The sequence below is a fragment of the Pseudomonas sp. BJa5 genome (assembly GCF_030272875.2).
GTDB lineage: Bacteria > Pseudomonadota > Gammaproteobacteria > Pseudomonadales > Pseudomonadaceae > Aquipseudomonas.
In genome coordinates, this window is sequence record NZ_JALRNG020000035.1 from 22,290 (window position 1) to 40,326 (window position 18,037).

General features: G+C 63.4%; 17 protein-coding genes and 1 riboswitch. Of the genes, 9 read left to right on the top strand and 8 right to left on the bottom strand.

All coding sequences use genetic code 11. From position 1 onward, the window contains the following. Positions 1 to 21: 21 nt before the first annotated feature. Positions 22 to 471 (bottom strand): cytochrome c, encoded by a 450-nt coding sequence (locus M2D63_RS19250; protein ID WP_285864633.1) that lies wholly within the window; start codon positions 469 to 471, stop codon positions 22 to 24. 115 nt (positions 472 to 586) lie between these two features. Here M2D63_RS19250 and M2D63_RS19255 point away from each other — a divergent pair, with 115 nt between their 5' ends. Next, entirely contained in the window at positions 587 to 1,738 is a 1,152-nt protein-coding gene (locus tag M2D63_RS19255; RefSeq protein ID WP_285864584.1) for a murein transglycosylase A, read from the top strand. 7 nt (positions 1,739 to 1,745) lie between these two features. On the opposite strand, the gene M2D63_RS19260 is transcribed toward M2D63_RS19255, so the two are convergent. Both M2D63_RS19260 and M2D63_RS19265 read right to left on the bottom strand, forming a co-directional pair. Further along, positions 1,746 to 2,132: an MAPEG family protein gene (locus M2D63_RS19260; protein WP_285864585.1), complete on the bottom strand. Its 387-nt coding sequence runs from the start codon at positions 2,130 to 2,132 to the stop codon at positions 1,746 to 1,748. Between the two features lie 25 nt (positions 2,133 to 2,157). Continuing rightward, positions 2,158 to 2,991 carry an EamA family transporter gene (locus M2D63_RS19265; RefSeq protein ID WP_285864586.1) on the bottom strand — a complete coding sequence of 278 codons (834 nt, stop codon included), beginning with the start codon at positions 2,989 to 2,991 and terminating at the stop codon, positions 2,158 to 2,160. A 202-nt stretch (positions 2,992 to 3,193) separates the two neighbouring features. Between M2D63_RS19265 and M2D63_RS19270 the strand changes: the two genes are divergently transcribed. Next, positions 3,194 to 4,429: a sodium:proton antiporter gene (locus M2D63_RS19270; protein ID WP_285864587.1), complete on the top strand. Its 1,236-nt coding sequence runs from the start codon at positions 3,194 to 3,196 to the stop codon at positions 4,427 to 4,429. Positions 4,430 to 4,494: 65 nt separating this feature from the next. Here M2D63_RS19270 and M2D63_RS19275 read toward each other — a convergent pair whose 3' ends face one another. Beyond that, a complete protein-coding gene (locus tag M2D63_RS19275; RefSeq protein WP_285864588.1) occupies positions 4,495 to 4,893 on the bottom strand; it encodes an acyl-CoA thioesterase in 399 nt (132 codons plus the stop codon). Positions 4,894 to 5,076: 183 nt separating this feature from the next. Next, positions 5,077 to 5,181: riboswitch (S-adenosyl-L-homocysteine riboswitch) on the top strand. A 21-nt stretch (positions 5,182 to 5,202) separates the two neighbouring features. Between M2D63_RS19275 and ahcY the strand changes: the two genes are divergently transcribed. From ahcY to M2D63_RS19300, 5 genes are all read left to right on the top strand, one after another. Beyond that, positions 5,203 to 6,612 (top strand): adenosylhomocysteinase, encoded by a 1,410-nt coding sequence (gene ahcY / locus M2D63_RS19280; RefSeq protein ID WP_285864589.1) that lies wholly within the window; start codon positions 5,203 to 5,205, stop codon positions 6,610 to 6,612. 96 nt (positions 6,613 to 6,708) lie between these two features. Continuing rightward, positions 6,709 to 7,554, top strand: a complete 846-nt coding sequence (metF, locus tag M2D63_RS19285) for a methylenetetrahydrofolate reductase [NAD(P)H] (RefSeq protein ID WP_285864590.1) — start codon at positions 6,709 to 6,711, stop codon at positions 7,552 to 7,554. 105 nt (positions 7,555 to 7,659) lie between these two features. Continuing rightward, positions 7,660 to 8,742 (top strand): hypothetical protein, encoded by a 1,083-nt coding sequence (locus M2D63_RS19290; protein WP_285864591.1) that lies wholly within the window; start codon positions 7,660 to 7,662, stop codon positions 8,740 to 8,742. A 65-nt stretch (positions 8,743 to 8,807) separates the two neighbouring features. Further along, positions 8,808 to 9,593, top strand: coding sequence for an ABC transporter substrate-binding protein (locus tag M2D63_RS19295; RefSeq protein ID WP_285864592.1), 786 nt, complete (start codon positions 8,808 to 8,810; stop codon positions 9,591 to 9,593). Between the two features lie 223 nt (positions 9,594 to 9,816). Further along, on the top strand, positions 9,817 to 11,697 hold the full coding sequence (locus tag M2D63_RS19300) for a DEAD/DEAH box helicase (RefSeq protein WP_285864593.1): 1,881 nt from the start codon (positions 9,817 to 9,819) through the stop codon (positions 11,695 to 11,697). Between the two features lie 62 nt (positions 11,698 to 11,759). On the opposite strand, the gene M2D63_RS19305 is transcribed toward M2D63_RS19300, so the two are convergent. From M2D63_RS19305 to M2D63_RS19315, 3 genes are all read right to left on the bottom strand, one after another. Further along, the gene (locus M2D63_RS19305; protein WP_285864594.1) at positions 11,760 to 12,338 is read right to left on the bottom strand and encodes a YceI family protein; all 579 of its coding nucleotides are present in this window, start codon (positions 12,336 to 12,338) and stop codon (positions 11,760 to 11,762) included. A 33-nt stretch (positions 12,339 to 12,371) separates the two neighbouring features. Next, on the bottom strand, positions 12,372 to 12,923 hold the full coding sequence (locus M2D63_RS19310; RefSeq protein WP_285864595.1) for a cytochrome b: 552 nt from the start codon (positions 12,921 to 12,923) through the stop codon (positions 12,372 to 12,374). Between the two features lie 211 nt (positions 12,924 to 13,134). Further along, positions 13,135 to 14,964, bottom strand: a complete 1,830-nt coding sequence (locus tag M2D63_RS19315) for a flavin monoamine oxidase family protein (RefSeq protein WP_285864596.1) — start codon at positions 14,962 to 14,964, stop codon at positions 13,135 to 13,137. 189 nt (positions 14,965 to 15,153) lie between these two features. Here M2D63_RS19315 and M2D63_RS19320 point away from each other — a divergent pair, with 189 nt between their 5' ends. Together M2D63_RS19320 and M2D63_RS19325 are read left to right on the top strand one after the other, a co-directional pair. Beyond that, a complete protein-coding gene (locus tag M2D63_RS19320) occupies positions 15,154 to 16,560 on the top strand; it encodes an adenosylmethionine--8-amino-7-oxononanoate transaminase (RefSeq protein WP_285864597.1) in 1,407 nt (468 codons plus the stop codon). Between the two features lie 99 nt (positions 16,561 to 16,659). Then, positions 16,660 to 17,379 carry a 16S rRNA (uracil(1498)-N(3))-methyltransferase gene (locus tag M2D63_RS19325; protein ID WP_285864598.1) on the top strand — a complete coding sequence of 240 codons (720 nt, stop codon included), beginning with the start codon at positions 16,660 to 16,662 and terminating at the stop codon, positions 17,377 to 17,379. Here M2D63_RS19325 and M2D63_RS19330 read toward each other — a convergent pair. Next, positions 17,376 to 17,993, bottom strand: a complete 618-nt coding sequence (locus M2D63_RS19330) for a hemolysin III family protein (protein ID WP_285864599.1) — start codon at positions 17,991 to 17,993, stop codon at positions 17,376 to 17,378. The two genes, M2D63_RS19325 and M2D63_RS19330, sit on opposite strands and share 4 nt — an antisense overlap. Positions 17,994 to 18,037: the final 44 nt, after the last annotated feature.

Below are 18,037 nucleotides of genomic sequence, written 5' to 3' on the forward strand. Positions count from 1 at the left end.
TACAGGGGGCAGGTTGTCGATTCAGTGATTACGGAACTCGGTATGGCAGGCCTTGCACGCCGCCTCGACCTTGTCGGTCGGGGCCTGCAGCGCTACTGCCTTCAACGGCTGGGTACGGGTGACGGCGACCAGTTCGCCCGTCGCCACTTCAAGCTGGCGGGCCAGGTCCTGGAAGCGCGCCTGCTTTTCCCAGACCTCGGCACGGGCGCTGGTTTGGTCGTCTTCGCGAACCTGTGGAAAATGCTTCCACGGCTCATGGGACAGGGCGTCGAGCTTGACTGCGCCATCGGCGAACTTCTGCCCGTCGAAGGCCAGGCGTCCACGCAGCATGCCACCCAGGTCTTCGCTGGTCTTGAGCATCTGCTTGAAGATCGTCTTGCGCTGGCCCAATGGCGAGTTGGGATCGACGCCGCCACAGGCGGTGAGCGTCAGGCAGGCCAGCAGTGCAACAGTAAATCGCTTGAGCATGATGATCTCGGCTCACGGAAAAAAGGCGGCCAGTATCCTCGCCCTGCCAGCAAAGACCAATACCCTTATTAAAACTACGGCTTGTTCCCCGGAACAAACCGGCAAGGAAAACCTGTTTATGAAACATCCCCTGCGCCACCTGGCATGGACCCTCCCGGTACTGGCGCTGCTCGCCGGTTGCAACGGCGGCGCTCCGGAAAAGCCCAAGCCGCACGCCGTCGCCACCTATGTCAGCAGCACCTGGAAAGACCTGCCAGACGTCAGCGACAGCGACCTGCTGGCCGGCTTCGAGGCCTGGCGAAGTGCCTGCGAGCGCCTCAAGCGCGATGCCATCTGGGCCACGACCTGCGCCGCCGCTACCGCTGTCCCTGCCGACGCTGCACAAGTGCGCAGCTTCCTCCAGGCTCAACTGGAGGTCTACAGCATGCGCTCGGGCAACAACAGCGCCAACGGCCTGATCACCGGCTATTACGAACCGGTCTACCCGGGCAGCCTGAGCCAGACCGAGTCGGCCCATGTGCCTGTCTATGGTGTACCCGACGACATGATCGTGGTGGCCCTGGACAGCGTTTACCCCGAGCTCAAGGGCAAGCGCCTGCGCGGTCGCCTTGAAGGCCGGACCCTCAAGCCCTACGACACCGCCGAAGTCATCAACCAGAAAGGCGTTCCGGCACCGGTGCTGGCCTGGCTCACCGACCCGATGGACCTGCAGTTCCTGCAGATCCAGGGCTCCGGACGCATCCAGCTCGACGGCGGCCGTCAGCTGCGCATCGGCTATGCCGACCAGAACGGCCACCCTTACCGCCCCATCGGGCGCTGGCTGGTCGAGCAGGGCCAGTTGAAGAAAGAAGAGGTGACCATGGGCAGCATTCACAGCTGGGCCCAGGCCAACCCGGCACGGGTCCCGGAACTGCTGGCAAGTAACCCCAGCTACGTGTTCTTCAGTACCCGCCCGGACAGCAACGAAGGCCCGCGCGGTTCGCTCAACGTGCCGCTGACCGCCGGCTACAGCGTGGCCATCGACCGCAAGGTGATACCGCTGGGCAGCCTGCTCTGGCTCTCCACCACCCGCCCCGACGGCGCGCCGGTGGTTCGCCCGGTTGCCGCCCAGGACACCGGCGGCGCCATCACCGGCGAAGTACGCGCCGACCTGTTCTGGGGTACTGGCAGTGAAGCCGGCAAACTGGCGGGCGACATGAAGCAACAGGGCCAGATCTGGTTGCTGTGGCCCAAGGGCGCAGCCTTGCCGGCCGTGCCCCAGGTGCCTTGAGCATCGCTCAGAGCGAAACGAAGAAGAACGAGGCGATCAGGCCCAGGCCGACGAACCAGACCAGCGAACGCAGGGCTGCCCAGTCGGCCAGGTAGCAGATGATGTAGAGCAGGCGGCTGGTGATGAAAAGCACCGCCAGTACGTCCTGGGTCACCTGCTCGGCATTGCCGACGATGTCGGCGATGATTACCGCTGCGGCGAACGCCGGGAACGCTTCGAAGCTGTTCAACTGGGCCGCATGGGCACGACGCGGGAAGCCTTCGAGGGTGTCGAGGAAGGCTCGTGGGTCGTGATTGTCGCGCAGCCTGAAGCGCCCGCTGCCCAGCTTGGCGGTCAGGGTACACAGGAATGGCAGAAGCAACGCGATCAATACACACCAGAAGGCGACGGTCATGGCTAGGTCCTTGTCGTTTGGAAGCTCAGAGTTTCATGATCAGCATGCCGATCAGCACCAGGGCACAAGCTAAGAGCCTGGGCCCGCCAAAAGGTTCTTTGAGGTAGCGCATGCCGAACAGCACCACCAGTATCACGCTGACTTCCCGCAGCGCCGCCGCCTCGGCCACCGAGCCCAGCTGCATGGCCCAGAGCACCAGTGCATAACTGAACAGCACGCAGAAACCTACCGCCAGCCCCAGGCGCCACTGCAAGCGCCAGAACAACACGAAGGGCGCACGCCGGGCGACGCCGGCCAGCAGCGGAAAGGGCCAGGCGCTGAGCAGCGTCAACCAGACAAGATAGTCCAGGGGTTGCGACCAGAGCCGAATGGCCTGGCCGTCGAACCAGGTGTAACAGCCGATGCACAGGCCGATCAGGGCCACCACCGGCAGCATCGACCAGGGCAGCCGGTCGCCACCTCCGCCCTGCCAGAGCAGACAGGCCATGCCACAGGGAATCAGCAGAATGCCGATGATCTGCTGGCTGCTCAACGTTTCGCCGGCGAAGGTCAGGGTCAAGGCCAGCACCACCAGCGGTGAAAGGCCGCGCATCAAGGGGTAGACCAGACCCAGGTCACCCACCCGATAGGCCTGGATCAACAAGAACCGGTACAACTGCTCGAACAGCGCCGAGGCCAGCAGCCAGGGCCACACCTGCGCAGGCGGGAACTGCACGAAACCGACCATCGCCACCGCGAACACCAGCGCCACCAGGTCCATGCTGGCAATCACCAGCAGGCGCTCGCCGCTGAATTTGATCATGGTATTCCAGGTCGCGTGCAGCAGGGCGGCAACCAGAACGAGAGAAGTGGCTAACACGCGAAGGTCCTTGGCAGTGCAGTTCAAGTCATCTGTGACTGGCCGCTATCTAAGCACATTCGAGTGCCCTGGAAACGAAATCCACACAACGTGGTCAACGCATGCAGCCAAAAACTGTGCCCCCAGGCCATCGGCAGGTCATCAAAGCCCTGCCCGATGGAATCGGGCGCCCAATCGCCCCCCCCCCCCTACAGGACCTGGAATGCTTGAGCTTGTTGCTGCGTTTATCTGTCTGACGACACTCCTTACTTACCTGAACTACCGCTTCATCGGCCTGCCGCCCACCATCGGCGTCATGGTCACCGCACTGCTGTTCTCCCTGTTGCTGCAAGGCCTGAGCGTCATCGGCTATCCGGGACTGGAAGAGCGCGTGCAAGGCCTGATGGGCCAGATCGACTTCAATGACCTGCTGATGCACTGGATGCTGTCGTTCCTGCTGTTCGCCGGCGCCCTGCACGTCAACCTCGCCGACCTGCGCAGCTACCGCTGGCCGATCGGCCTGCTGGCTACCGTCGGCGTACTGATCGCCACCGTGGTGATCGGTTTTCTCGCGCACTGGATCTTCGCCCTGTTCGGCTGGCACGTCAGCCTGCTCTACTGCCTGCTGTTCGGCGCCCTGATCTCGCCGACCGACCCGATTGCAGTTCTCGGCGCCCTGCGCACCGCCAATGCCTCCAAGCCACTGAAAACCACCATCGTCGGCGAGTCGCTGTTCAATGACGGCACGGCGGTAGTGGTGTTCACCGTGCTGCTGGGCATCGCCCAGCTGGGCGAGACGCCGAGCCTGGGCGAAACCGCGATCCTGTTCGCCCGCGAAGCCATTGGCGGCGCGCTGTTCGGTGGCCTGATCGGCTACATCACCTACCGCATGATCAAAAGCATCGAGCAGTACCAGGTCGAGGTCATGCTGACCCTGGCCCTGGTCATCGGCGGTTCGGCCATGGCCTACGAGCTGCATGTGTCGGCACCGATCGCCATGGTGGTGGCGGGCCTGATCATCGGCAATATGGGCCGTAACCTGGCGATGAACGAAATGACCCGGCGCTACCTGGACGGCTTCTGGGAACTGATCGACGACATGCTCAACGCCCTGCTGTTCGCCCTGATCGGTCTTGAGCTGTTGCTGCTGCCATTCTCCTGGATGCACCTGGCGGCGGCCGGCCTGCTGGCCGTGGCGATCCTGCTGTCGCGGCTGCTGACCGTGGCCCCGGCCATCGTCCTGCTGCGCCGCTGGCGCACGGTGCCGCGCGGGACCGTGCGGGTCCTGACCTGGGGTGGCTTGCGTGGCGGGGTGTCGGTGGCACTGGCGCTGTCGCTGCCGACCGGCACCGAACGCGACCTGCTGCTGAGCATCACCTACATCGTGGTGCTGTCGTCGATCCTGTTGCAGGGGTTGACGATCGGGCGGGTGGTTCGCGGAGTAACCGAACAACCTTGAGGGCCCTGTCGCGGGGCAAGCCCGCTCCCACAACACGGTGGGAGCGGGCTTGCCCCGCGATGCTGTTACTCCACCGGCGTATCGAACTGATCCTTGATGTACTTGATCTCGGTGCGCCCGTGCGCTGCCGGCAAGCCATCCTCACCCAGGTTGACGAAGACCATGCGGTCGACGGTCAGGATGCTCTTGCGGGTGATCTTGTTGCGCACTTCGCACTTGAGGGTGATGGAGGTGCGGCCGAACTCGGTGGCGGTGATGCCCAGCTCGATGATGTCGCCCTGGCGCGAGGCGCTGACGAAGTTGATCTCCGAGATGTACTTGGTGACCACACGCTGGTTGCCCAGCTGGACGATCGCGTAGATCGCCGCCTCCTCGTCGATCCAGCGCAGCAGGCTGCCGCCGAACAGGGTGCCGTTGGGGTTGAGGTCTTCGGGCTTGACCCATTTGCGGGTGTGGAAATTCATGTCTACTCCTGACCATCTTGCCAATCGATGCCAGTAATGATGGCAGAGCCCGCCCCGCCCCTCCATTGAACATCGACTATGGTCTCGATTAATCGACAGAAAACCTTGGGCAGTGGCGCGCACGCGGCTATAATCGCCCTCGCTTCAAAAACGGTCATCTGCACTTGATACCGTTCCCGCCACCTGTCCGAGGGGCGCTGCAGCAGGTTCAACCTGTCAGGCTCGGATGGGGCGTTGTCTGGCCAGGCCTGCCTGCCGACACTAAACGCACAACGGCGCCCATTCGCACACTACGAATGGAGGCTCTTCATGAGCGCTGCAAACACGCCTGCTGGTTTTACCGATTACAAAGTCGCCGACATTTCCCTGGCCGCCTGGGGCCGTCGCGAAACCATCATCGCCGAATCGGAAATGCCTGCACTGATGGGCCTGCGCCGCAAGTACCTGCAAGAGCAACCGCTCAAGGGTGCCAAGATCCTCGGCTGCATCCACATGACCATTCAGACTGCCGTGCTGATCGAAACCCTGGTTGCCCTGGGTGCCGAAGTACGCTGGTCGTCCTGCAACATTTTCTCGACCCAGGACCAGGCCGCCGCCTCCATCGCCGCTGCCGGCATCCCGGTCTTCGCCTGGAAAGGCGAGACTGAAGAAGAGTACGAGTGGTGCCTGGAGCAGACCATCCTCAAGGATGGCCAGCCATGGGACGCCAACATGATCCTCGACGACGGCGGCGACCTGACCGAGCTGCTGCACAAGAAGTACCCGGCCGTCCTCGACCGCGTCCACGGCGTTACCGAAGAAACCACCACCGGCGTTCACCGCCTGTTGGACATGCTGGCCAAGGGCGAGCTGAAGATCCCGGCGATCAACGTCAACGACTCGGTCACCAAGAGCAAGAACGACAACAAGTACGGCTGCCGTCACAGCCTGAACGATGCCATCAAGCGCGGTACCGACCACCTGCTGTCCGGCAAGCAGGCGCTGGTAATCGGCTACGGTGACGTGGGCAAGGGTTCGGCCCAGTCGCTGCGTCAGGAAGGCATGATCGTCAAGGTTTCCGAAGTCGACCCGATCTGCGCCATGCAGGCCTGCATGGACGGCTTCGAGCTGGTTTCGCCGTTCATCGACGGTATCAACAACGGTACCGAAGCGAGCATCGACAAGGCCCTGCTGGGCAAGATCGACCTGATCGTGACCACCACCGGTAACGTCAACGTCTGCGATGCCAACATGCTCAAGGCCCTGAAGAAGCGCGCCGTGGTCTGCAACATCGGCCACTTCGACAACGAAATCGACACTGCTTTCATGCGCAAGAACTGGGCATGGGAAGAAGTGAAGCCACAGGTACACAAGATCCACCGTACCGGTGCCGGCGCGTTCGACCCACAGAACGACGACTACCTGATCCTGCTGGCCGAAGGCCGCCTGGTGAACCTGGGCAACGCCACCGGCCACCCAAGCCGCATCATGGACGGTTCGTTCGCCAACCAGGTGCTGGCGCAGATCTTCCTGTTCGGCCAGAAGTACGCCGACCTGCCAGCCGCTCAGAAAGCCGAGCGCCTGACCGTTGAAGTACTGCCGAAGAAACTCGACGAAGAAGTGGCCCTGGAAATGGTCCGCGGCTTCGGCGGCGTGGTGACCCAACTGACGCCTCAACAGGCCGAGTACATCGGCGTGACCGTCGAAGGGCCATTCAAGCCACACGCCTACCGCTACTGATGGGCCAAAGCCGGTGTCGCTGCAAAGCGTCACCGGCTTTTTTCTGTAAGCCAGCCTTGCCGCTGGCCTGCTCGATCGGTTTACCAGGATTTCGCCATGTCTCAGGAACGCCGTTACAGCTTCGAGTTCTTCCCGACCAAGACCGATGCTGGACATGAAAAACTGATTGCCACTGCCCGCCAGCTGGCTACCTACAACCCGGATTTCTTCTCCTGCACCTACGGTGCCGGTGGCTCGACCCGCGACCGCACGCTGAACACCGTGCTGCAGCTGGAGAGTGAAGTGAAGATCCCTGCCGCTCCGCACCTGTCGTGTGTCGGTGACAGCAAGGACGACCTGCGCACCCTGCTGACCCAGTACAAGGCAGCCGGCATCCAGCGCATCGTCGCCCTGCGCGGCGACCTGCCGTCGGGCATGGGCATGGCCAGCGGCGAGCTGCGCTACGCCAACGAACTGGTCGAGTTCATCCGCCAGGAAAGCGGTGATCACTTCCACATCGAAATCGCTGCCTACCCGGAGATGCACCCCCAGGCGCGCAATTTCGAAGATGACCTGAAGAACTTCGTGCGCAAGGCCAATGCCGGTGCCAACAGCGCCATCACCCAGTACTTCTTCAACGCCGACAGCTACTTCTACTTCGTCGAGCGCGTGCAGCAGCTGGGCGTGGACATGCCGGTGGTGCCGGGGATCATGCCGATCACCAACTACAGCAAGCTGGCGCGCTTCTCCGACGCCTGCGGCGCCGAGATCCCTCGCTGGATCCGCAAGCAGTTGGAAGCCTACGGCGACGATACCCAGAGCATCCAGGCCTTCGGCGAAGAGGTCATCACCCGCATGTGCGAACAGCTGCTGCAAGGCGGCGCGCCAGGGTTGCACTTCTACACCCTGAACCAGGCTGACCCGAGCCTGGCGATCTGGAACAACCTCAAGTTGCCCCGCTGATCGTTTTATTACACCGCTAGTAACAATTGCTGCAGAATGTTGTAAAGGTCTTGGCTTAGGCTAAGGCCTTTCTGCACTCTTGAACTGACGGATTTTCCTGCTTCCATGCCTCAAGGCCATAGCTCCGCCCGCCCGCAACTCGTTTACCTGGTCTTCGGGCCCGACACCTATCACCAGGAAGCACAGTTCAGCATCGTCAGCGCCCTTGCCCAGCTGCGCAAGACGCCAGGCGAATCCCTGGACATCCAGGTCTACAGCGATAACCCCGAGCCCTACCGGCACCTTCCGGTCACCGTCCACCCGCTCGATGCCGCCACCCGCGAAGCCTGGAACCAGCCCCACGGCTACCATTTCCGCAGCAAGCATGTGGTCCTGCGCCAGGTACTGGCCAAGGCACCGATGGCGGTACTCATCGACACCGACACCTTCTTCCACCAGTCCCCCCTGGAACTGTTCCGCCGGGTCGCGCCGGGCACGCTGCTATGCAATGCCATCGGCGCCACATTTGGCGCCGACAAGCAGTGCCCGCTGTTCCAGTCCCTCGCCCCCCTGCTTGAAGCCCGCGGCCTGGCCGACCGGCAGATGCCCCTGCTCAATTCCGGGGTGATCGGCCTGATGCAGGAAGATGCGGCGCTGCTCGATCAGTCCATTGCCCTGATGGACGAGTACTACCCTCATGCCAGGGGCGCCTACACCCTGGAGGAGTTCTGCCTGGGCGTGGCCGCCTACCGGCGCATGCACGTCAACCAGTGCACCGACCTGATCCACCACTACTGGAGCCGCAAGCAGCTGTTCCGGGCCAAGGTCCAGGCCTGGCTGGCCAAGCACCAGCACGCACCGTTGAGCGGCCAGGCACTGGAAGACGTGGTCCGGGTCAACGCCCAGTTGCCCAAGCCACCCGCCCTGCAGCGCCTGGGCTACAAGGCACTGAGCCTGACCCTGCCTGCCGAGCAGCGCCAATTCCTGCGCGAGCTGATGTACGGCTGCTACAACTACCCCAACGAGTTCGACCGCGCCTGCGCCTCGGCCTGGTGGGACAAGGCACTGGACAACGCCAACGCCCGGCATTCGCGCCCGTTGTGCAACGACAAGCTCAAGCAATGGTTCGAGCGACCCGGCATGCGCCTGAGCCTGGGCCGCAAGCACCGCCTGGTACGCGATTCGCTGTTAAAGCGATCACAACGCTGAATACCTGGCCAGAGCAATGCGCACGTCTACTAGCCATAGCCGTGCGCACGACGTAATCTCCAGCCATGCCCGACTTCACCCGCCTGATCACCGCGCTGTTCCTCACTTGCCTGAGCGCCCTGGCCCATGGCGAGAAGCTGCGTATCGTCACCGAACCCTGGGCCCCCTACGTGTACCTGGAAGACGGTCAGGCCAAGGGCATCGACTACGAGGTCACCGCCGAAGTCTTCAAACGCCTGGGTGTCGAGGTCGAATGGCAGTTCCTGCCCTGGAAGCGTTGCCTGGCCATGGTCGAACAGGGCCTGGCAGATGGTGTCCTGGATATCTTCCAGACCGAACAGCGCGACAGCCAGCTCTACTATCCCAGCGAACCGCTGTCGGTCGTCGAGTTCGTGCTGTTCTACGCAAATGCCAGGCCCCATGCGGCAAACAACCTGGAAGACCTGCGCGGCCTGACGGTCGGCACCTCCCCCGGCTACACCTATGGCGCGGCCTTCAGCGAGTCGCCACTGTTCACCCGCGAGCCCGCCCCTACGCACGAAGCCAACTTCGGCAAGCTGCAGCGCGGGCGCATCGACCTGCTGATCACCGATCGCCGCGTCGGCCGCTACATGATCAAGAGCCTGGGCCTGGAGCAGCAGATCAGCGAGTTGCCGTTGGTGGTCAGCCGCCAGAGCCAGTACCTGGCGGTTCGCCGCAATGTCGGCATGGACCTGCTGTCGCAACGCTTTGCCGCGGAGCTGCGCCGTTTCAAGCGTGAACCCGCCTATGCCGCCCTCAATGCCCGCTATATGGGCAGCGGCGAGCACTTTCGGACCGCCGTTGAGCAGCAGGAACACAGCACGCCCTGATTGCTCTGTTATACTCGGGCCTTCCCGCCAGGCTTACGCCCGGACGCTCGGCCTTGCAAAAGGCATCCCGACCGGCAGGACAGCGCGGCCAAGCGCCCGCCCGCCACACTCGGATGTGCATTGAAGACCCTGCTGGACCGGACGCGATAGCATCACTCGATGCCCGTCGCGCCAGGCAAGATCATCCCATCGGGCTTAGCCCCCACTAAGAACAGGATTGCTCATGTCCTTTGCTTCCCTCGGTCTCTCCGAGGCTCTAGTCGGCGCCATCGAGGCAGCCGGCTATACCCAGCCCACTCCGGTGCAACAGCGGGCCATTCCCGCCGTGTTGCAAGGTCGCGACCTGATGGTCGCCGCCCAGACAGGTACTGGTAAAACCGGCGGTTTCGCCTTGCCGATCCTCGAACGCCTGTTCCCCGGTGGTCACCCGGACAAATCCCAGCGTCATGGCCCTCGCCAGCCGCGGGTGCTGGTGCTGACCCCGACGCGCGAACTGGCTGCCCAGGTGCATGACAGCTTCAAGGTCTATGCCCGCGACCTGAAATTCGTCAGCGCCTGCATCTTCGGCGGTGTCGGCATGAACCCGCAGGTCCAGGCCATGGCCCGTGGCGTCGATGTACTGGTGGCCTGCCCTGGCCGCCTGCTCGACCTGGCCGGCCAGGGCAGCGTCGATCTGTCCCACGTCGAGACCCTGGTACTGGACGAAGCCGACCGCATGCTCGACATGGGCTTCATCCACGATGTGAAGAAGGTCCTCGCCCGCCTGCCGGCCAAGCGCCAGAACCTGCTGTTCTCGGCGACCTTCTCCAAGGACATCACCGACCTTGCCGACAAGTTGCTGCACAACCCCGAGCGCATCGAGGTCACGCCGCCCAACACCACGGTCGAACGCATCGAGCAGCGCGTCTATCGCCTGCCTGCCAGCCACAAGCGCGCCCTGCTGGCCCACCTGATCACCATGGGTGCCTGGGAACAGGTACTGGTGTTCACCCGTACCAAGCACGGTGCCAACCGCCTGGCCGAGTACCTGGAAAAGCACGGCCTGACCGCTGCCGCGATCCACGGCAACAAGAGCCAGAATGCCCGCACCAAGGCCCTGGCCGACTTCAAGTCCGGCTCCGTGCGCATCCTCGTCGCCACCGACATCGCCGCCCGTGGCCTGGACATCGACCAGCTGCCGCACGTGGTCAACTTCGAACTGCCCAACGTCGAAGAAGACTACGTTCACCGTATCGGCCGTACCGGCCGCGCCGGTCGCTCGGGCGAGGCCATCTCCCTGGTTGCCCCGGACGAAGAGAAGCTGCTCAAGAGTATCGAGCGCGTCACCCGCCAGAAGATCCCGGACGGCGACCTGATGGGCTTCGATGCCTCCAAGGTGGAAGCCGAGAAGCCTGAAACCCGCGAACGTCCGCAGAACAATCCGCGCGGTGGCCGTGGCCAGCGTGCCGATGGCAGCAATGCCAACAACGGCGGGCGCAAGGACAAGGGCAAGGACCAGGGCAAGGAAAAAGGTCGCGACAAGGACAAGGAAAAAACCGCGGAGAAATCCGCCGGTGGCCGCCAGGAGCGCAAGCCCCGCGACAAGAAGCCACGCCAGCCCCAGTCGGCCCAGTCCGGCATCCCGCAGGCTCCAGCAGATCGTGACCCGGAAGAGTTCCTGGATGACGACGTGGATAACTTCGGCAACCGTGCCGACTACGTCAGCCCGTACCAGAACAAAGGCAACCAGGGCCGCAATCGCCGTCCAGGTGCCCCTGCGCAAGCAGGTTCCGGTACCGGTGGCCAGCGCAGTGGCGGTGGCCAGGGCCGCAACAACGGTCAGCGCAGCAACGCCGGCGGTTCGGCCAATGGCGAAAAACGTGGCGGTTCGCGCAGCGGTGGTGGTGGCCAGCAGCGTCGTGATGGCGGCGCCCGCAACGGCCGTTCGTCCCGCGATGAGCGCTCCAGCGAGCCGGCCGTACGCAACCCGCGTGAAGGTCAGCCACAACCGCGAATCATGCACAAGGAATCGAAGATCGATCGTTTCCCGACTGCAGAACAGCTTGAGCAACTGCCAAGCCGCCCACGTGGCGAAAAACCTGCACTGCTGACCCGCAATCGCTGATCCGCAATGCACCAACAAAAACGCCGCCCCAAGGGGCGGCGTTTTTGTTGGTGCAGCAGCGATTACTTCTGCTTGATACCTTCGACCGAAATATCCAGGTCCAGGGTCTGCGAAGAAGCGCCCGGGCCCTTGATGCCGAAATCGTTCAGGTTCAGGGTGGTGGTCGCGTTGAAACCAGCGCGCTCGCCGCCCCACGGGTCCTTGCCTTCACCGTTGAAGACGGCCTTGAAGGTGACCGGCTTGGTCACGCCGTGCATGGTCAGGTCGCCGGTCACGTCTGCGGTTTTCTCGCCGGTCGACTTGACGCTGGTGGAGACGAACTTGGCCATTGGGTACTTCTTCACGTCGAGGAAGTCTTTGCTGGCGATGTGCTTGTCGCGCTCGGCGTGGTTGGACCACAGGCTGGCGGTCTTCAGGTCGACAGCGATCTTGCTGGCTTCAGGCTTGGCCGCATCCCAGCTGAAGGAACCATCGAAATCCTTGAAGGTACCGTGGATGAAGCTGTAGCCCAGGTGGCTGATTTTCCAGTCAACGAAGGCATGCTGGCCTTCCTTGTCGATCTTGTAGTCTGCCGCCATGGCCTGGCCAGCCGAGAGCATTGCAGTACCGAGCGCCAGAGCGGCAATAGTCTTTTTCAACATGCGTCTATATCCCTTCGGGTTTGAGGTTGAACATCAAGCATTGCGGCCCAGCATGCGCTTGAGGGTCGCGTCACGGTCGATAAAGTGGTGCTTCAGGGCTGCCAGGGCGTGAAGACCGGCAAAGATCACCAGGCCCCAGGCCAGGTAGAAATGGATTTCACCGGCAACATCCGCCTGATCGGGCAGGTTGCTCACCAGCGCCGGCACTTCGAAAAGACCGAACACCGGGATGCCCACGCCATCTGCCGTGGAGATCAGATAACCGGCGATCATCACCGCGAACAGACCGAGGTACAGGGCACCATGGCCGGCCTTGGAGGCCATGCGGGTCAGCTTGCCGTGGTTGGGCAACGCTGGCGGTGGCGGACTGATGAACCGCCAGAGCACCCGCACCAGCATCACGGCCAGCAACACCAGGCCAATGCTCTTGTGCAGTTCAGGTGCTTCCTTGCGCCACGGGCTGTAGTAGTCCAGTCCCATCATCCACAGGCCCAGCCCGAACAGTCCGAAGACGGCCAGGGCCACGCCCCAGTGCATGACGATACTGACCAGGCCATAGCGAGAAGTTGAATTGCGCAGTTGCATTGCCGTGTTTCCCTGTAAGAACTGTGCTCAAGACTAACGACTTAACTATCGAATTAAAGCGGAAAATTTTGCTTTGAAATATCGAGAAAAACGATTGTTAGTGTGAAACGGCGTTATTAAGGAAACATTAACTGCGGGGGAAGGTATAGAGCAATCGCGGGGCAAGCCCGCTCCCGTGGGAGCGGGCTTGCCCCGCGATGGGGTCAACGCATCACTGCGCCTTGGCTTGTACGTTGGCGACCGGCTTCTTGACCGGTGCAGACTTGGCAGCCGTTTTCTTGGCCTGTTCAGCCTTGGCGACCGGCTTTTTCGCCGGTGCTGGCTTGGCGGCGGCCTTGGCAGGCGCCGTCTTGACCGGAGCGGCCTTGACCGGCTCCTGCTTGGCCACCGGTGCTACAGGCGCGGCGGGCGCTGGGGCTGGCGCAGCTACGGGCGCTGGCGCAGCAGCGGACTCGACCGGCTTGGTCGCAGGTGCAGCCGGCTTATCGTCACTGCCGAACAGGCGCTTGAAGAAGCCCGGCTTGTTTTCTTCCTGCTTCAGCGGCTCCGCCGCCTTGGCAGGCTTGTCGGACGAGCCGCCGAACAGGTTGCTGAAGAAGTTGCCCTTGCTCGCCACCGCCGCAGTTGCGGCCGCTGCGGCAACCGGCGCCGCCTTGACCACATCGAACGACTTGCCCGCCGCCAGGTCCTGGACCTGGCTGGCCGCGCGCTGACCGCTGCGCAGGGCACCTTCCAGGGTACCTGGGTAGAGGGCGTCGGTGTGCTCGCCGGCAAAGGCGATACGCTGCACCGGACGCTCCCACAGGCGCCAGTACTTGCTGATCTGCCCCGGGCCATAGGCCAGGTAGGCACCGCCGGTACCGGCGTCGGTGCTGTAGCGACGTACTTCATAACCGGTGAATGCGCCACGGGCCTGTGGATAGAACGCATGCAGGCGGATCAGCACCTGATCGACCATCTGCTTGTCGCCGAAGGCCTGCAGCAGGCGAGCGTTGTCACCCGACAGGTTGATTACCACGTTGGCCCCGCCCTTGAGTGCAGGCTCGATCCACAGCATGCCCAAGCCAGTGTTGCTGAAGATTTCGCCGGACATGCGCGCACGCGGCTCCCAGACCGGGTTCTTGAACTTCAGCATCAGCTGGTCGCGCCAGCCGTAGTTGGTGCCCTTGAGCGCCGCCAGGTGCTGGTTGTCCAGGCCCGGGGTCATCTGGATCTTCGCCAGGGCGCGCAGCGGTACGGCCAGGACCACGTAGTCGGCCTGGTAGCCGACGCTGCCGACCTTGACGGTGACGCCGTCCTTGTCCTGGGTGATGGCGCTGACCGGCGAGCTGGTCTTGATGGTTTTCAGTTGCTTGACGAAGGCCTGGGCCAGCACCGGGCTGCCGCCTGGCAAGCGCGCGGCACGCAGGTCACGGTCGCTGACGCCCCGGTAGACGCGGGTCTGCTGGGCGAAATAGAGCAGCGACAGGCGCGAAGGCTCGTCGTAGCGGGTACGGATCTGCTGATTGATCAGCTGGCGCGCGGTGGTCGGCAACTGCAGCTTGTCCAGCCAGGTGGACACGTTCATCTGGTCGAGGGCAAACAGGGTGCTGTTGGCGTGCGGGTTCAGCGGATCTTCGATCGAACGCGCCAGGTCGTCGAGGGTCTTCTCGTAGCGCTTGAGCGCCTCGGCGGTGGTCGGCTGCTTGGTGGCCAGGTCGGCGGCGCTGTAATACTCGCCATCGATCAGGTAGCCCGGGATGCGGACGTATTCCGGCGCCGGCTGGGTGCTGATCTTGAAGGTATCCAGGTACTGGTTGAGCACCGGCTGGGCCTTGCTGTTGCCGATCCACTCGCTGGTGGCCAGGCCCGAGCGCCCGCCCATGCCCGACTTGGCCTCGAGCAGGGTGACCTGCCAGCCTTTGCCCTGCAATTCATAAGCGGCTGTCAGGCCGGCCAGACCGCCACCGACGACGATTGCCGTCTTGTCCTTGGCCAGCGCAGTAGCGCTGAACAGTCCTATCATTACCAGCGCACACGCGCGTAGCCACCCAGCAGACATTTTGGCGAACTCCGGATCAAAGCAGATTTTTGGGGGGATCCCCCGGAAAGAGTAGCCGAAGGATACGCCACGCCAAGCGCCCCCGCCAGCGACGCCAGCGGTCTGAATGCAAGTCACGGGTTGTCCTTGTCCCGCGCATTGCATAGGCTTGCGCCGCATGTCCGCGCTGTCGTCGCCAGGAGAATCGAAATGGGCCTCAACCAACAGTGGATGCAACGTGACCTGAAGGTCCTGTGGCACCCCTGCACCCAGATGAAAGACCACGAACACCTGCCCCTGATCCCGATCAAGCGCGGCGAGGGTGTATGGCTGGAAGACTTCGAAGGCAAGCGCTACCTCGATGCCGTCAGCTCCTGGTGGGTGAATGTCTTCGGTCACGCCAACCCGCGTATCAACCAGCGCATCAAGGACCAGGTCGATCAACTCGAACATGTGATCCTCGCCGGTTTCAGCCACCAGCCGGTGATCGAGCTGTCCGAGCGCCTGGTGCAGCTGACCCCGGAGGGCCTGGACCGGGTCTTCTACGCCGATAACGGTTCGTCCTGCATTGAAGTGGCGCTGAAAATGAGCTTTCACTACTGGCTCAACAAAGGCCAGCCGGAGAAGAAGCGCTTCATCACCCTGAGCAACAGCTACCACGGCGAAACCATCGCCGCGATGTCGGTGGGCGACGTGCCGCTGTTCACCGAAACCTACAAGGCGCTGTTGCTCGATACCCTCAAGGTGCCGAGCCCGGACTGCTACCTGCGGCCCGAGGGCGTGAGCTGGGAAGAACACTCGCGCACGATGTTCGCCGCCATGGAGCAGACCCTGGCCGAACACCATGCCAGCGTCGCCGCGGTGATCGTCGAGCCGCTGATCCAGGGCGCCGGCGGCATGCGCATGTACCACCCGGTGTACCTCAAGCTGCTGCGCGAGGCCTGCGACCGCTACGGCGTGCACCTGATCCATGATGAGATCGCCGTGGGCTTCGGCCGTACCGGGACGATGTTCGCCTGCGAACAGGCCGGCATCCGCCCGGACTTCCTCTGCCTGTCCAAGGCTCTGACCGGCGGCTACCTGCCCCTGGCCGCCTGCCTGACCACCAACGAGGTGTACAGCGCCTTCTACGACGACTACCCGACCCTGCGCGCCTTCCTCCACTCGCACAGCTATACCGGCAACCCGCTGGCCTGTGCCGCCGCCCTGGCGACCCTGGACATCTTCGCGCAGGACAACGTCATCGAGCAGAACAAAGCCTTGTCGGCACGCATGGCCAGTGCCACGGCGCACCTGGTCGATCACCCTCATGTCGCCGAGGTCCGCCAGACCGGCATGGCCCTGGCCATCGAGATGGTCCAGGACAAGGCCAGCAAGACCGCCTACCCCTGGCAGGAACGTCGCGGCCTGAAGGTGTTCGAGCACGCCCTGACCCGTGGTGCCCTGCTGCGACCGCTGGGCAGTGTGGTGTACTTCCTGCCGCCGTATGTGATTACCCCGGAGCAGATCGACTTCCTCGCCGAGGTGGCCAGCGAAGGCATCGACATCGCCACCCGCAGCAGCGTCAGCGTGGCGGTACCGGCTGACTTCCACCCCGACTTCCGCGATCCGGGCTAACAGCATCGCGGGACAAGCCCGCTCCTACAGGGATTTCTGTGGGAGCGGGCTTGCCCCGCGATAGCACCCGCACAGCCAACACCTGTTCAGAGTTTGAAAATGAGACTGTCCCGCTTCTTCATTGACGCCCCCCTGAGCCTCGGCGAGCACGACCTGCCCGAAGCCCAGGCCCACTACATCGGCCGGGTGCTGCGCATGGCCGTCGGCGACGCCGTGCAGTTGTTCGACGGCAGCGGCCAGGAATACCTCGGCCAGTTGCTCGAAGTCGGCAAGAAAACCGTGCGCGTCAGCCTGCACGAGGCCTTCGCCGGCCAGCCCGACTCCAGCCTCAAGGTTCACCTGGGCCAGGGCCTGTCACGCGGCGAGCGGATGGACTGGGCGATCCAGAAGGCCACAGAGCTGGGTGCCAATGTCATCACCCCGATCGTCAGCGAGCGCTGCGAAGTACGCCTCAAGGACGAGCGCGCCGACAAGCGCCTGGCCCACTGGCGCCAGGTGGCGATCAGCGCCTGCGAGCAATGCGGCCGCTCCAGCGTACCGCAGATCAACCCGCCGATGCTCCTGGCCGACTGGCTCAAAGCCTGTGACGAGGCGCTCAAGCTGGTGCTGCACCCGGTGGCCGAACCCCTGGTCAGCCACCAGAAGCCCGACAGCCTGGCCTTTCTGATCGGCCCGGAAGGCGGCTTGAGCTTTGCTGAGGTCGAGCAGGCCATGGCTGCCGGTTTCCATGCCGCCCGTCTCGGTCCACGGGTATTGCGCACCGAAACCGCCCCCGTGGTGGCCCTGGCCGTTGCCCAGCAGCTGTGGGGCGACTTCTAGAGCACGTAGAAGAACACGGCGATGAAGTGCAGCAGGCTGCCGGCGATGACGAACAGATGCCAGATGCCATGCCAGTGGCGAAAGCGGCTGTCGAAGGCGAAGAAAATGATGCCGATGGTGTAGAACGCACCACCGGCCGCCAGCCAGGCAAAACCCGCCGCGCCCAGGCTGGCCAGCAGCGGCTTGACCGCCACCAGCACGATCCAGCCCATTACGGCATAGATGATGATCGACAGCACCCGGGCTTCGGAGCGTGGCTTGATCTCCTGGAGCATGCCGACCAGCGCCAGCCCCCAGACCACCCCGAACAGGCTCCAGCCCCAGGGGCCGCGCAGGCTGACCAGGCAAAACGGCGTGTAGCTGCCGGCGATCAGCAGGTAGATCGACAGGTGGTCGAGCTTGCGCATCACCACCTTGGCCTTGCCGCGCACGCTGTGATAGATGGTGGAGATGCTGTAGAGCAACAGCAGGGTGAAGCCGTAGATGGCCAGGCTGACGATCTTCCAGGGATCGCCCTGCAGGCTGGCCACCACCAGCATCCAGATGGCGCCGACACAGGCCAGCACCGCGCCGACCAGATGCGTCCAGGCGTTGAAACGTTCACCGTGGTACATGCAGCAGGGTCCTCCTGAAAACGGACTGGCTTCCCATCCTACAC